The organism is Caldimonas brevitalea (assembly GCF_001017435.1).
Taxonomy (GTDB): Bacteria; Pseudomonadota; Gammaproteobacteria; order Burkholderiales; family Burkholderiaceae_C; genus Caldimonas; species Caldimonas brevitalea.
Genome location: NZ_CP011371.1, coordinates 3,826,710 through 3,840,941, shown reverse-complemented (window position 1 = coordinate 3,840,941; position 14,232 = coordinate 3,826,710). Strand labels below are relative to the sequence as shown.

Below are 14,232 nucleotides of genomic sequence, written 5' to 3'. Positions count from 1 at the left end.
GACCGTAAGACGCACGACGGTGCGCGGCATGCCCGCGACGCCATCACGCCGATGGTGCGCAATGGCAGGGGGGCCGACGGTTGACGCCGGCCGGCGCCCTTCACGCGACGCTGAGCTGGGCCCGCACCAAGCGCTTCAACTCCGGCACGCAGGAGCCGCAGTTGGTGCCGCACTTGAGTTGCTCCTGGAGCTGCGCCAGTTGCGACTCGGCGTTGCCCGAGCACGCACCCAGGGCCGTCTCGATCTGCGGCTGAGTGACGTTGAAGCAGGTGCAGACCTGGCGCCCCTTGGCCACCACCGCGACCGGCGCCTTGGCGCCGGGCACCAGCAACAGCCGGCCGTAGGCCTGCGCGGGCAGTTCGTCCTGCAACAGCGTCTTGATCCAGGCCTCGGCGCTGGTGTCGCCGGCCAGCACGAAGGCCTGCAAGGTCGCCTCCTTGGGCCCGCGCCGCTCGAGGCGGACCGCCCGACGCTGGCCCCGGCGCACATCGTGATAGCGCAGCACCTCGGTGCCGCTCAGCCCCAGCAGCCCCTCGATCTGGGTCAGCACGTCCGGCGGCGGCGCCTCGTGGGCCGCGGCGCGGAACAGCAGGCCGCTGACCTGCCGCTCACTCGGCTCGCGTCCGAAGGGCACGCAGGTGGCAAACGGGAACAAGCGCATCATCGAGCGCAGCGTGTCGCGCGCCGCCAGCGCCTTGTCGTGCGGCAGCCAGGCGGCGCCGAGCAAGGACCACGGCAGCTCGGCCTTCAGCACCTTGATCGCCGCGTGTTTCAGTTCGGGCTGTTTCGAGGTGGGGCAGAAGGCCGACGTGGTGAGGGCGTTGACGCCGGTCAGCGGCTCGCCGGTGCTGCTGCAGCCCGACAGGAATTCCTCGCCCCAGTGCATCGCCAGAAAGGCTTGCGCGGGCGCGACTTGCTCGCTCGCCTGCGCCGGCACCACCACACTGCCGCGTCGCGACGTCAGATAGACCAGATCGCCGTCTTTCAGCCCGCGCCGCGTCATGTCGCCCGGGTTCAACTGCACGGCGGGCTCCGGCACATGCCCGAACAAGCGCCCCAAGGTGCCCGTTCGGCTCATGCCGTGCCAGTGGTCGCGCAGCCGCCCGGTGGTCAGGCTGAAGGGGTAGCGCGCATCGCGTGGTTCGGCCAGCGCTTCGTGGCGTATCGCCACGAAGCGCGCGCGGCCGTCCGGCGTGGGGAAGACGCCGTCTTCGTAGAGCCGGGCACGACCGAAAGAACGCCGCTCGTCTGGTGGGGCCGACGTGCTGGCCTCGCCTTCGCTCGACGCGGGGCAGGGCCATTGCTGAGGCCCGTGACGGTCCAGCAGGGCATAGCTGAGGCCGGTGATGTCGAGGTCGCGCCCACGGGTGGTTTCACGGTGTTCGTTCCAGATGTCCTCGACGCCCTGATAGGGGAACAGCGTCGGCCGACCGGCGAGGCGTTGCGGCAGGCGCTGTTCGAGGCGTCGCGCAAACTCGACCACCGCGAGCCAATCCGGCCGAGCCTGCCCGGCGGGCGGCACGGCGGCGCGCACCCGGCTGATGCGGCGCTCGCTGTTGGTGACCGTGCCTTCCTTCTCGCCCCAGGTGCTCGCCGGCAGCAGCAGGTCGGCATAGGCACAGGTGGCGGTGGTGGCGTACGCCTCCTGCACCACCACGTACTCGGCCCGTTCCAGGGCACGCCGCACGGTGCGCTGGTCCGGCAGTGACTGGGCGGGGTTGGTGCAGGAGATCCACAAGGCCTTGATGGCGCCGTCGGCCGCGGCCTCGAACATCTCGACGGCGGTTTTGCCCGGCGCGGCGGGCACGTCCCGCACCCCCCACAGACGCGCGACCTCGTCGCGGTGCTCGGGGTTGGCCAGGTCGCGGTGCGCGCTCAGCAGGTTGGCCAGGCCGCCGACTTCACGCCCGCCCATCGCATTGGGCTGGCCCGTCAACGAGAAGGGGCCAGCACCCGGGCGGCCGATCTGGCCGGTGGCCAGGTGCAGATTGATCAAGGCGGCGTTCTTGGCCGTGCCGCTGCTGCTCTGGTTCAGCCCCTGGCAGTACAGCGACAGCACGCTGCCGGCTTCGCCGAACCACTGCGCCGCCTGGGCCAGCGCAGCTTCGTCGAGCCCGCACACGGCAGCGACCCGCCGCGGGTCGTAGTCGCGCACCACGGTCTTCAGCGCATCGAAGCCGGTGGTGTGGGCCTGCACGTAGGCATGGTCGATGTGGCCTTCCCACATCAGCAGGTGCAGCAGGCCGTGGAACAGCGCCACGTCGGTGCCCGGCAGCAGGGGCAGGTGCAGATCGGCGATCTCGGCCGTTTCGGTGCGGCGCGGGTCGGCGACGATCAGCTTGAGGTTCGGGTTGGCACGTTTGGCGTCTTCGATGCGGCGGAACAGGATCGGGTGCGCATAGGCGGTGTTGGCGCCGACGATGAAGATCAAGTCGGCGTGGTCGATGTCTTCATAACAGCTGGGCGGCGCGTCCGCGCCCAGCGTCTGCTTGTAGCCGGCCACCGCGCTGCTCATGCACAGCCGCGAGTTGGTGTCGACGTTGTTGGTGCCGATCAAGCCCTTGGCCAGCTTGTTGAAAACGTAATAGTCCTCGGTCAACAGCTGGCCCGAGATGTAGAAGCCGACCGCGTCGGGGCCGTTGCGGTCGATGATGTTGGCGAAGCGGTTGGCGGCCTCGTCGAGCGCGGCTTCCCAGCCGATGACCCGGGGCGCCTGGCCGCGCTCGTCGCGCCGCTGCGGCTGCAGCAGACGGGCTTGCCAGGTCACGGGTGCCGCTGCCGTCAGGTGCAAGGTGCTGCCCTTGGTGCAGAGCCGGCCGAAGTTGGCCGGGTGGTCCGGGTCGCCCCGCACGCCGGTGATCTGCCCGTCCTGCGACGCGATGATCACGCCGCAGCCGACGCCGCAATAGGGGCAGGTCGAGCGCGTTTCCTTCATGGTGGTTCCCTGCTGGTGCTCCGTGTCGGTCCCGGCCGCGCTCATGCCGCGACGAGGCGGATCGCCGCGCCGGCCGCGGGAGGCAGTTCGTCGAGCGCCAGCGTCAGCAGTTCGTCGAGGTCGAGCAGAACCTGGTCGCCCTCCAGCCGGACGCTGAAGCGTTGGGTGCAACCTTCGTCAGGCGTTTTCGCGCAGCCATCGTCCAGGCCGATGGTCCAGTTGTGCAAGGGACAGGCCACGCTGGTGCCGAACACGATGCCTTGCGACAACGGGCCGCCCTTGTGCGGGCAGCGGTCGAGCAGGGCAAACACCTGGTCGTCCTGCGTGCGGAACACGGCCACGTCGACGCCCTGCGGCCGCGCGACACGACGGGCCCCGAGGACGGGAATGTCGCCGACGCGGCAAACGGCTTTCCATGTGCTCATCTTCTCTTGTCTCCTTGGGTCAGACCGACAGCGGCTCGAACTGCCGCGTGTCCACATGCGCCTTGTCGAACTCGAACCACGGGTCGGGTTCGCCGTCGAGCGCGAACTGCAATCGTTCCCACAGCGCCTTGCGGTTTTCGGCGTCTTCGAGCACCTTTTGCTTGACGTGCTCCATGCCGACCCGGTGCAGGTAGTGCACCGTGCGCTCGAGATACCAGCCCTCCTCGCGGTAGAGCTGCAGGAAGGCGCCGCTGTACTCCAGCACTTCTTCGGCGGTCTTGACCTTGCAGAAGAACTGGCCCGCCTCGGTCTTGATGCCGCCGTTGCCGCCGATGTACAGCTCCCAGCCCGAGTCGACGCCGATGATGCCGACGTCCTTGATGCCCGACTCGGCGCAGTTGCGTGGGCAGCCGCTCACGGCGAGCTTGACCTTGTGTGGCGCATACATGCGCCACAGTGCCCGCTCGAGGTCTTTGCCCATCTGCGTGCTGTCTTGCGTGCCGAAGCGGCACCATTCGCTGCCGACGCAGGTCTTCACCGTGCGCAGCGCCTTCGCATAGGCATGGCCAGACGGCATGCCCAGGTCTTGCCAGACGTGCGGCAGGTCTTCTTTCTTCACACCGAGCAGGTCGATACGCTGGCCGCCGGTGACCTTGACGGTCGGGATCTTGTACTTCTCGACCACATCCGCGATGCGGCGCAGCTCCGACGCGTTGGTCTCGCCGCCCCACATGCGCGGCACCACCGAGTAGGTGCCGTCCTTCTGGATGTTGGCGTGCGAGCGTTCGTTGATGAAGCGCGATTGCGGGTCATCCTGCGCTTCCTTGGGCCAGGTCGACAGCAGGTAGTAGTTGACGGCCGGGCGGCAGGTCGAGCAGCCGTTGGGCGTGCGCCAGTCGAGGAAGCGGAACGCGCTGTCCATCGTCACCAGCCGGTGCTCGCGGATGGCGCGGCGCACCTCGTCATGGCTGTGGTCGGTGCACGCACACACCGCCTTCTTCTTGGGCGTGGCGGAGTAGTCGCCGCCGGCGGTGAACATCAGGATCTGCTCCACCAACCCGGTGCACGAGCCGCACGACGCGCTGGCCTTGGTGTGCTTGCGCACCTCGTCGAGCGTGAACAGGCCTTTTTCCTTGATGGCCTTGCAGATGGTGCCCTTGTTGACGCCGTTGCAGCCGCACACCTCGGCGTCGTCGGCCATGCTGGCCGCCTTGTTCTGGCCTTCATGGCCGGCCACGCCGAGATGCGACTCGCCGAACATCAGCCGGTCGCGGATCTCGGCCACCTTGCGGCCTTCGCGCAGCAATTGGAAGTACCAGCTGCCGTCGACGGTGTCGCCGTAGAGGCAGGCGCCGACCAGCTTGTCGTCCTGCAGCACCAGCTTCTTGTAGACCCCGCCGTAAGGGTCGCTCATGACGATTTCTTCGGTGCCTTCGCCGCCCATGAAATTGCCGGCCGAGAACAAGTCGATGCCGGTGACCTTGAGCTTGGTCGAGACTTGCGAGCCGGTGTAGCGCCCGATGCCGAACTCCGCCAGATGGGTCGCGCAGACCTTGCCCTGCTCGAACAGCGGCGCCACCAGGCCATAGGCGATGCCGCGGTGTGAAGCACATTCGCCGACCGCGTAGATGCGCGCGTCGGTGATGGTCTGCATCGTGTCGCTGACGACGATGCCGCGGTTGCAATGGACGCCGATCTTCTCGGCCAGCTCGGTGTTGGGGCGGATGCCGGCCGCCATCACCACCAGATCGGCCGGCACCTCGCGGCCGTCCTTGAACTGCACGGCCATCACACGGCCGCCCTTGCCCTCGTCGCGGTCGCCGATCAGCGCAGCGGTGCTGGCGCCGATCATGAAGCGCAGGCCACGGTCTTCGAGCGACTTCTGCAGCAGCTTGCCGGCCACATCGTCGAGCTGGCGCTCCATCAGCCAGGGGGCGATGTGCACCACCGTCACCTGCATGCCGCGCAACATCAGACCGTTGGCCGCTTCCAGCCCCAGCAGGCCGCCGCCGACGACCACCGCGTGCTTGTAGCGCTGCGCGGCCTCGATCATCGTGTTGGTGTCCTGGATGTCGCGGTAGGCGATGACACCGTCGAGGTCCTTGCCCGGCACCGGCAGGATGAAGGGGTTCGAGCCGGTCGCGAGCAACAGCCGGTCGTACTCGGCGGTGGTGCCGTCCTCGGCCTTGACGATGCGGCGGCGGCGGTCGACGTCGACCACCTTCTTGCCCAGGTGCAGCGTGATGCCGTGCTGGGCGTACCACTCGATCGGGTTCAGCACGATCTCGTCGAGCGTCTGCTCGCCGGCCAACACCGGCGACAACAGGATCCGGTTGTAGTTGGGATGCGGCTCGGCGCCGAAGACGGTGATGTCGTAAAGATCGGGCGCCATCTTCAGCAGCTCTTCCAGGGTACGAACGCCGGCCATGCCATTGCCGACCATCACCAGTTTCAACTTTCTCATCTGTCTTGCTCCAAGGCTGACGGGGTGAGTTCACGCAAAGAGGGTGCCAACACATGCCGGCGCAGGGCGAGGTTGGCCGTGACGTCTTTTGAGTCCACAATGCGCGCCGTCGCGGCCGGGGCCGCATGCAAGGTGGGCAGCGCATGGGTTTCGAAGTGGAGGCAGGTCGCTGCAGCGAGCCGGGGCCGCGCAAGCGCCATGAAGAAGGCCGGCGCAACGAAGATTTCGCCGCGGTGGTGCAGCCCACGCACCAGGATGAAGCGCGCGGCTGGGTTGCGGCCGTCGCCGACGGTGTCTCGGAGGGGGGCGGTGGTGCGGTGGCGGCGCAGACCGCGGTGCGCAGTGTGACGGGCGACTACCACGCCACGCCGCCCACCTGGGACACCACGGTCGCGCTCGACCGCCTGATCGGCGCCCACAACGCCTGGCTGGCCGACCACAACCGCCGGCGCGGCGAAGGCACGGCCATGTGCACCTTGACGGTGCTCGTCTTGCAGGGGCAAAGCTACACCGTCGCCCACGTTGGCGACACGCGCGCCTGGCTGGTGCGCGGCGCCGAGTGTTTGCAGTTGACGCAGGACCACACGCTCGACCACCCCGACCTGCGCAGCGGGCTGACGCGCGCGCTGGGCCTCGACGACGCGGTGCGCATCGACTACCTGCAGGGCGAGCTGCACACCGGTGACACCTTCGTGCTCACCAGCGACGGTGTGCACCGCACGCTGAACCGGCGCCGCCTTGCCGAGTTGGCCAGCCAAGGCACCGCACAGGAGGCGAGTGAAGCGCTGGTGCGTGAAGCGGTGGCCAGCGGCTCGCGCGACGACGCCACCGCCGTGGTGCTGCGCGTGCATGGCCTGGCGCCGGCGCGCCTCGAAGACGTGCTGATGCGCGGCCGGCAGCTTCCGGTGCCGGTACGGCTGCGCATCGGTGCCGCGCTCGACGGTTACGTCGTCACCGCGGTGGTCGCCGACAACGGGGTGCACCGGCTGTACCAGGCGCGTGAAGCCGCCACCGAGCAACTGGTGGCGCTCAAGACCTTGCACCCGGCGCGCGCCCATGACCCGGAAGAACGGGCCATGCTGGCGCACGAGGCCTGGCTGGGCTGCCGCCTGGGCGAGCACGACGCCGGCGGCTTCGTGAGGGTGCGCGAGGTGGCGTCGCCCAGCGCTTTCTATACGGTGTTCGACTGGCACGGCGGGCACACGCTGGAGCAGATGCTGGGCGCCGGGCGCAGCTTCCGGATCGAGGAGGTGATCGCCGGCGCCTTGGCCGTGGTGCGAGCCCTCGGGCGTCTGCACCGGCTGGGCGTTGTCCACCGAGACATCAAGCCGGCCAACCTGCATCTCGGCGACGACGGGCAGTGGCGGGTGCTGGACCTCGGCGCGGCCGTCTCGGGCCGCGAACCACATGTGCAGCGACAGTTGCATGCGGGCACGCCCAGCTACATGAACCCCGAGCAATGGCTGGGGGGGCCGGGCGGCGACGACGGCGCCGACGTGCCGGCCGACGCCGGCAGCGACCTGTACGCGCTGGGTGTCACGCTCTACCGGTGGCTGAGCGGACGGCTGCCATACGGTGAGGTCGAACCCTACCAGTTGGGCGCCTTCCGTCGCGACCCGCGCCCACCGTCGCGGCTGCGCCCCGACGTGCCGATCTGGCTCGACCACGTGGTGCTCAAGGCGGTCGCACGCGACCGCGCCCAGCGCTTCGAGACCGCCGAGGAGTTCGCGCTGGCCCTCGAGCGCGGCGCTTCGCGTCCGCTGCCCGCGCCGAGTGCGACACCACTGGTCGCCCGCGACCCGGCTGCCTTGTGGAAGATCAGCCTGGCCATCTCGCTGCTGTTCAACATGCTGCTGGTGGTGTGGCTGCTGTTCCTGCCGCGCTGAGCCGGGGGCGCGGTCGGGGCAGGGGGTGGACGTGAGGCGCGTCATGGCGTGGCCGGCGGCTTACTTCTGCTGCGTCGTGTAGACCGGGCGCCCGTAGTCGTCGGGGCTGGTCGCCGCCGGGGCCGCAGCGGGCCGCGCACGGCCGCCCTTTTCGGCCCAGGTGCGGGTCCAGCGGATCTGCACGACACGCAGCATCAACAGCATCACCAGCGCCAGCACCGCGAAGATGACGAAGCCCCACAAGTAGGTGTCGCCGTAATGCTTCGACAGGCCCATCGCGTTGGGCACCAAGCCGCCGCCGAGCGCACCCACTTCACCGATCATCGAGCCCGCCACGGCCGTCGCCAGTGGCCAGCGCAGCGGCACCAGCTGGAACAACGCGCCGTTGCCGGCGCCCAGGGCCGCGAAGCACAGCATGAACAGCAGCGTGGTGACCGCCAACGAGGTGCCGCTCAGCCCGCACAACAGCAAGGTGACGGCGACCAGCAGCAGCACGCCGGTGAGGGTGTTGACGCCGCCGATGCGGTCGGAGATGTAGCCGCCGACGACGCGCACCGCCGAGCCCATCAGGGTGGCCAGCATCGTCAGTTGCCCGGCCTCGATCTTGGTGACGCCGAACTGGTCGTAGAAGTAGGTGGGCAAGAAGCTCGACAGGCCGATGAAGCCGCCGAAGGTCACCACGTAGATCAGGCTGAAGGCCCAGCCGTCTTTCTCGAACAAGCAGGACACATGCTCACGAAATGTCTGGTGTTCGCGGTCGGGCGGCTCCTTGGCGGCCCACCACATCACCGCCATCGGCAGCAGCATCGTGAAGGCGGCGAGGCCGTACACGGCCTGCCAGCCGTAGCGGGTGGCCAGCGGCGGCGCGAACAACACGGCCAGCACCGTGCCGGAGTTGCCGGCGCCGGCCAGGCCCATCGCCAGGCCCTTGTAGCGCGGCGGGAACCAACCCGAGCCGAGCGACAGCGCCACGCCGAAGCTGGCACCCGCGATGCCGAGCAACACGCCCATCGCCAGCACGCCGTCATAGCTGTCGACGAAGAAATAGCCGTAGGCCAGGGCCAGGACGATCAGCGTCATCTCGACCATCGCCGCGTTTTTGCGGCCGATGTATTGCGACAGCACGCCGAGCGGAAAACGCATCAGCGCACCGGCGAGGATGGGCACCGACACCATGAAGCCCTTTTGCGCCGCCGTGAGCTGAAAGCTCTCGCCGATGAAGGGACCCATCGCGCCGTTGAGCACCCAGATCGCGAAGCAGAAATCGAAATACAGGAACGCGGCCAGCAGCGTGGGCCAATGGCCTGATTTGAGGAAGCTTTTGTAGCCTGCCATGCGTGAGACTCCGACGGAGGAAACGAAGAAGCGGGGGAACGGCAGTGACCTGCACTCGAGCAGCGGCACCGCCTTGCGGCGTCAGGCGCGTGCCTGCGGTGTGGTCGAGCGAGACCACATGTCTTCGATGTGAAGAGGTGAGGCAGCACGCAGCGCCGGCAGACAAGCGCCAGGCGCGAGCGAACGGGTGCGGACCAGGAGGGGATGGGGGCGGCTCATGATGCTCTCCGGAACAACGGTGAGGCACATGGCTGCGCACGTCGTCATGCACAGGGACGGGGGTGCAGTGCCCGGCCCGGGTGCAGCGTCACACCCGTCGCGAACGTAAGCAACGTCTGTGCCAAAACTACCGAGGGCCGGTCGCCGGTCGTGGCCTGGTCTGTGCTTTACAGAGCCGAACGCCCCATGAACAAGAGAGAGGGAAACGCCTGCGATGAAGTCCATCCTTGTGGTCAGCGACGATGGTGCTGCCGCCACGGAACTTACTGCCGACTTCGGCAGCGTCGGCATTCACGTGCTTGGTGCAATCGACCGCCGCAATGTGGTGCGGCAGGTGGTGCGCGATGCACCGGATCTGCTCGTCTGGTGGATGACCGAGCCGAACGGAGAGGCCGCCGAGATCCTCGCGACGCTGGCACGCACCGCCCCGTTGCCGGTCGTGGTGTTCACCCAGGACCCTGATGCGGAGGGCATGGCCCGGGTGGTCGACGCCGGCGCCCATGCCTACGTGGTGAACGGCTACGGCGTCGAACGACTGCGGCCGCTGCTGCACCTGGCGCAGGCGCGTTTCGGGCGCGAGCAGCGCCTGCGCGAAGCGCTCGACGACGTGACCCACCGCTTCGAGGAGCGCAAGCTGGTCGACCGGGCCAAAGGCATCTTGATGCGGGCCACCCAGATGTCGGAGGAAGACGCGTTCCGGCTGCTGCGCACCGTCTCGATGCGCGACAACCAGCGTGTCGGCCAGGTGTCGCGGCAGCTGATCGATGCGGCGCGTTATGCCGAGACCGTCAACCGGGCGGGCCAGCTGCGCATGCTGTCGCAGCGGATCGTGAAGCTGTATGCATTGTTGTGCACACAAACAGAGCCGGCCAGCGCGCAGGCCTTGCTGACCCAGTCGGTCGAGCGGGTGGAGCGGCAGCTCGACACGCTGGCCCGCGATCTGTCGAAAGCCACCTTCGGCGACCTGATCGACGCGGTGCAGGCAGTCTGGGCCGAGCTGCGCCAGCCGCTGGCACTGCCTGCCGAACTGGCGCGGCTGTCGGCGCTGGACGCCGCGGCCGAGCGCTTGCTGGGCAGCGCGGAGCGTCTCACCTCTGCGCTGGAAGTGGCAGGTCAGCTGCAGACGCTGCACCTCGTCAATATGTGTGGGCGCCAGCGTATGCTGTCGCAGCGCCTCACCAAGCAGGTGCTGCTGGGCGGGCTGCTCGACGGTGCGGCGGGCGATGCCGCGCGTGATGGTGCGGCGGGCACCGTGGGTGAATTCGAGCAGGCGCTGTCCTATCTGAACGGTGCGCCGCTCGGCTCGCCAGACATTCGCCAACTGCTGGAAGCGGCCGACCGCAGCTGGCACGAGCTGCGCCAAGGCAGCCGGCGTGCCGAGACGCCGACTGGCCGCCGTGCACTGGCGGCTGCCAGCGAATCGCTGTTGGACGTGTTCGAGCGGCTGACCGAGCGCTATGAGCGCAGCCTGCAGGTGCTGACGCGGTGAGTTGTGAGCTGCTGCGGAAAAACGGGAATAGTTGGCGATTTCCACCCGCCTCGAACAAGGGGGGAGGGAAGGCCTTGCCAGCGTGTGTTCAGCTGCTTCGGTACACAATGACCAGGTGGCAGCGACCTGTCGTCGCACGCCCGCACGAGCCCCTCACGGGCATGGAGGACCGCCTGGCCAGGCAGCTCATGGAACAGCCGCAATTCCCCGTTGTCGCAGATGCTGCGTCCCTCGCGCGCGACCCGTCGCAGGGGCCAGTCTTGCCGGCTCCCGCCTTGCTCCAGGTGTTGCTTGCCACCACCGAGCATGCCCAGATCGGCGTGTACGCCAAGGATGGCGACGGCCGCTATGTTTACGTCAACCCGGCCGCCGCCCGCATGCTGGGCCATGAGGTGGGCGAGGTGCTCGGCCGCGGCGATGACGACCTGCTGGCGCCTGATTGGGCCAACGCGCTGAAGGCCGCCGACCAGGCCGCCTGGGCCCAGCAGCATGCCCAGCACCGCGACGACCGGCTGCCCGGCGACGACGCGGGCGCACTCGATCTGGTGGCGCTGCGCATCGCAGTGCGCACCGACACCGGCGAGCGCTGGCTGTGCGGCACCTGGACCGACGTCACCGAAACCCGCCGCAATCAGACGGTGCTGCGTCAGGCACTCGACCAGCTCGAACAACAACAACGCCAGAACGAGGAACTGCGGCGCGAACTGAGTGACCAATCGGTGCGCGACCCGGTCACGGGCGTCTACAACCGGCGCCACTTTGAAGAGCAGGTGCACCGCGAGGTGGACTTGTCGATGCGGGAACATCGTGAATTTGCGTTGGTGTCGGTGCAGATCGATGATTTCCGGCAGCTCCAGCAGACCCACGGCAGCGAAGCAGCCGAGCGCACCTTGCAAGCGCTGGGCCGGCTGCTGCGCAGCAACACGCGCGCAATGGACGCCCCGTGCCGCCTCGGCGACGACCGCTTTGCGGTGGTGCTGTCGGGCATCGGCCTGGCGACCGCCCATGCCCGCATGGAAGGCGTGCGCAAACAATGCGAAGCGCAGTTGGTGATGCTGGAAGGCAGCGAGTTGCACTTCACGGTGTCGATGGGGGTGGCGAGTTTCCCTCACACCGCCCAAGACCGTGCCTTGCTGCTCAGCAGTGCCGACCTCGCGCTGGAAGAAGCGCGCCGGCGTGGCGGCAACAGCGTGATGCTCGCCGCGATTCCGTTCAGCCCCCCGGCCGCTCCCCCGCCGAGCCCTGCCCAGCAGGCTTGAGGGCGCCGGTCGCCCGGCCGGCGGGGCCGGCGGTGAGGCTCAGCCGCGCACCCCCTTGTAGAGCATGTAGGCGGCGAGCAGGTAGAGCACACACGCGAACGCGCGCTTCAACTGCTTGACGTTCATCGCATGCGCCGTGCGGGCGCCCAGCGGGGCGAACAGCACACTGGACGAGGCGATGACGAGCAGGGCCGGCAGATAGAGGTAGCCGACCGCGCCCGGCAAGGGGCTGGGCAACCCCCACCCGCCGGCGACATAGCCGACGGTGTTGGCCAGCGCGATCGGGAACCCGAGCGCTGCGCTGGTGGCGACCGCGTTGTGGATCGGCACATTGCACCAGGTCATGAACGGCACCGAAATGAAGCCGCCACCGGCCCCGACCAGTCCCGAGATGAATCCGATGCCACCGCCCGCCGCGGTGCGCCCGACGGCGCCGGGCATCTGGCGCGTCGGGGCGGGTTTCTTGTCCAGCAGCATCTGGGTGGCCGAGAAGCCGACGAAGACGGCAAAGATCAACGCCAGCGATTGGCCTTTCAGCAAGGCGAACATGCCGGCACCGGCGAGCAGGCCGCCGAGCACGATGCCCGGCGCCAGCCCGCGCACCAGATCCCAGCGCACGGCGCCGCGCTTGTGGTGCGCGCGGACGCTGGAAATCGACGTGAACAATATCGTCGCCATCGACGTCGCGATCGCCATCTTGACCGACATGTCGGCCGGCACGCCTCGGTGCGACAGGATCAGCGTCATGAACGGCACCATCAGCATGCCGCCGCCGATGCCGAGCAGGCCGGCCAGAAAGCCGGTGCACCCGCCGAGCACCAACAGCTCGGCGACCAACCACCATTCGATATTCAAGAACTCTCCAACAGCGAAAGTATCAAATGCCACTCGTCCTGCGTGACCGGCGTGATCGACAGCCGGCTGCCGGGGCGCAGCAACTGCATCCCGGCCAGGGCCGGCGTGGCACGCAAGGTCTGCAGCGGCAGCAGCCGGGTCTTGCGCTCGAACTCGACGTCGACGTGCAGCCAGCGAGGTGATTCTCGCTTCGATTTGGGGTCGAAATAGGGGCTGTGCGGGTCGAACTGCGTGGCGTCGGGGTAGGCGGGCGACGCCACCCGCGCCAGGCCGGCAATGCCGGGGACCGCGCAGGAGGAGTGATAAAACAGCACGCCGTCGCCCACCTGCATGGCATCGCGCATGAAGTTGCGGGCCTGGTAATTGCGCACCCCGGTCCACGGCACGCGCTGCGACGGTGCTGCGGCCAGGTCGTCGATCGAGCACTCGTCGGGCTCGCTCTTCATCAACCAATAGTTCATCGCGTCAGTGAAGCACGCCCGGCGCAGCGCACGCAAGCGTGGCGCGCCGCGGAGGATCGGGCCGACGGGCCAGCGACGGTAGGCGGGGACCGTGTGCACGGCGCAGAGGCCACAACGGGGGAGCCGATGCCACGGTGAAGGTAGAAGGTGTCCGCCACGAACCAGGAGCCGCATTCCTGAACCCAGGGGATTCAGGTGGGCGAGGTCAGTCAAGCTTCGGGTTCATCTGACGCGAGACGATCGCACCAGCAGGACGATGTTCCAAGCCCTTGCTCAAAGAGCATCGGTTCAAGGAAATATAAAACTCCTGCGAACGCGACGGACATGGGCAATTCTACGCGCGTAGCAGGGGCTCAGATCAGTCGCCCGTCTTGTCCTAGGGCTTCGTCGACACGTCGTATCAACTGGCTCACATCTGTGCTTGTGGGGCCGGCCGGCGCTTCTTCGCGGCGCGGCGCGGGCGCAGCGGCCGCAGGCCGTTGCGCGAGTTCGTAAGCCACGTTCAAGGCCGCCAGCACCGCAATGCGCTCACGCGCCTTCACTTTGCCGGCATCGCGTATCGCGCACATCTCGCGGTCGACGTGGTTCACCGCTTCCAGCAGCGCCACTTCGCCACCCTCGGTGCAGGCGAGGATGTAGCTCTGTCCCATGATGGTCACTTCGAGCTGCTTCATCCGCGCTCCTTTTCGCCGCCGGGCGCGGGGCTGGACGTCTCGGGCAGGCGTTCGAGCAGCGCGTCGATGCGGTGGCGTGCCGCGCTGAGCCGGGAGCGCAGGCTGTCGCGCTCGGCGGTCACGCTGGCCAGCTGCTGCTCGAGCAGCGCGTTCGTACGCTTGAGTTCCTCGTAGCGCATCAGCAAGCGTTCCACGCGGTCCGCGAGTTCATCGGTCTGTGACATGGGCGG

The 14,232-nt window shown here is 68.2% G+C and carries 11 protein-coding genes and 1 other RNA gene; 3 read left to right on the top strand and 9 right to left on the bottom strand.

Annotated features, from left to right (window positions below):
• Positions 1-100: 100 nt before the first annotated feature.
• The 3 genes from AAW51_RS16245 to nirB are packed head-to-tail and all read right to left on the bottom strand — an operon-like array spanning position 101 to position 5,824.
• Positions 101-2,935 (bottom strand): nitrate reductase, encoded by a 2,835-nt coding sequence (locus AAW51_RS16245; protein WP_047197918.1) that lies wholly within the window; start codon positions 2,933-2,935, stop codon positions 101-103.
• 41 nt (positions 2,936-2,976) lie between these two features.
• Positions 2,977-3,360 carry a nitrite reductase small subunit NirD gene (gene nirD / locus AAW51_RS16240; protein ID WP_047195432.1) on the bottom strand — a complete coding sequence of 128 codons (384 nt, stop codon included), beginning with the start codon at positions 3,358-3,360 and terminating at the stop codon, positions 2,977-2,979.
• Between the two features lie 19 nt (positions 3,361-3,379).
• The gene (gene nirB, locus AAW51_RS16235) at positions 3,380-5,824 is read right to left on the bottom strand and encodes a nitrite reductase large subunit NirB (protein ID WP_047195431.1); all 2,445 of its coding nucleotides are present in this window, start codon (positions 5,822-5,824) and stop codon (positions 3,380-3,382) included.
• Positions 5,825-5,967: 143 nt separating this feature from the next.
• On the opposite strand from nirB, the gene AAW51_RS16230 reads away from it, so the two are divergent.
• Complete coding sequence (locus AAW51_RS16230; RefSeq protein WP_047195430.1) at positions 5,968-7,710, top strand: bifunctional protein-serine/threonine kinase/phosphatase; 1,743 nt, start codon at positions 5,968-5,970, stop codon at positions 7,708-7,710.
• A 60-nt stretch (positions 7,711-7,770) separates the two neighbouring features.
• Here the strand turns inward: AAW51_RS16230 and AAW51_RS16225 are convergent, their stop codons facing one another.
• Complete coding sequence (locus AAW51_RS16225) at positions 7,771-9,045, bottom strand: MFS transporter (protein ID WP_047195429.1); 1,275 nt, start codon at positions 9,043-9,045, stop codon at positions 7,771-7,773.
• A gap of 433 nt (positions 9,046-9,478) precedes the next feature.
• Between AAW51_RS16225 and AAW51_RS16220 the strand changes: the two genes are divergently transcribed.
• A complete protein-coding gene (locus AAW51_RS16220; RefSeq protein WP_047195428.1) occupies positions 9,479-10,753 on the top strand; it encodes a type IV pili methyl-accepting chemotaxis transducer N-terminal domain-containing protein in 1,275 nt (424 codons plus the stop codon).
• Positions 10,754-11,013: 260 nt separating this feature from the next.
• Positions 11,014-12,012, top strand: a complete 999-nt coding sequence (locus AAW51_RS16215) for a sensor domain-containing diguanylate cyclase (RefSeq protein ID WP_169788041.1) — start codon at positions 11,014-11,016, stop codon at positions 12,010-12,012.
• A gap of 39 nt (positions 12,013-12,051) precedes the next feature.
• Here the strand turns inward: AAW51_RS16215 and AAW51_RS16210 are convergent, their stop codons facing one another.
• The 5 genes from AAW51_RS16210 to zapB all read right to left on the bottom strand — a co-directional run bounded on the left by AAW51_RS16210 (position 12,052) and on the right by zapB (position 14,226).
• Entirely contained in the window at positions 12,052-12,867 is an 816-nt protein-coding gene (locus AAW51_RS16210; protein ID WP_047195427.1) for a sulfite exporter TauE/SafE family protein, read from the bottom strand.
• Complete coding sequence (locus AAW51_RS16205) at positions 12,864-13,328, bottom strand: EVE domain-containing protein (RefSeq protein WP_047197916.1); 465 nt, start codon at positions 13,326-13,328, stop codon at positions 12,864-12,866. The genes AAW51_RS16210 and AAW51_RS16205 overlap by 4 nt, the downstream gene beginning before the upstream one ends.
• A gap of 146 nt (positions 13,329-13,474) precedes the next feature.
• A non-coding RNA gene (gene ssrS / locus AAW51_RS31485) (6S RNA) lies at positions 13,475-13,654 on the bottom strand.
• A 27-nt stretch (positions 13,655-13,681) separates the two neighbouring features.
• Positions 13,682-14,002 (bottom strand): cell division protein ZapA, encoded by a 321-nt coding sequence (locus AAW51_RS16200; RefSeq protein WP_047195426.1) that lies wholly within the window; start codon positions 14,000-14,002, stop codon positions 13,682-13,684.
• Positions 13,999-14,226 (bottom strand): cell division protein ZapB, encoded by a 228-nt coding sequence (zapB, locus tag AAW51_RS16195; protein WP_047195425.1) that lies wholly within the window; start codon positions 14,224-14,226, stop codon positions 13,999-14,001. Before zapB ends, AAW51_RS16200 begins: the two co-directional genes overlap by 4 nt.
• Positions 14,227-14,232 lie beyond the last annotated feature (6 nt).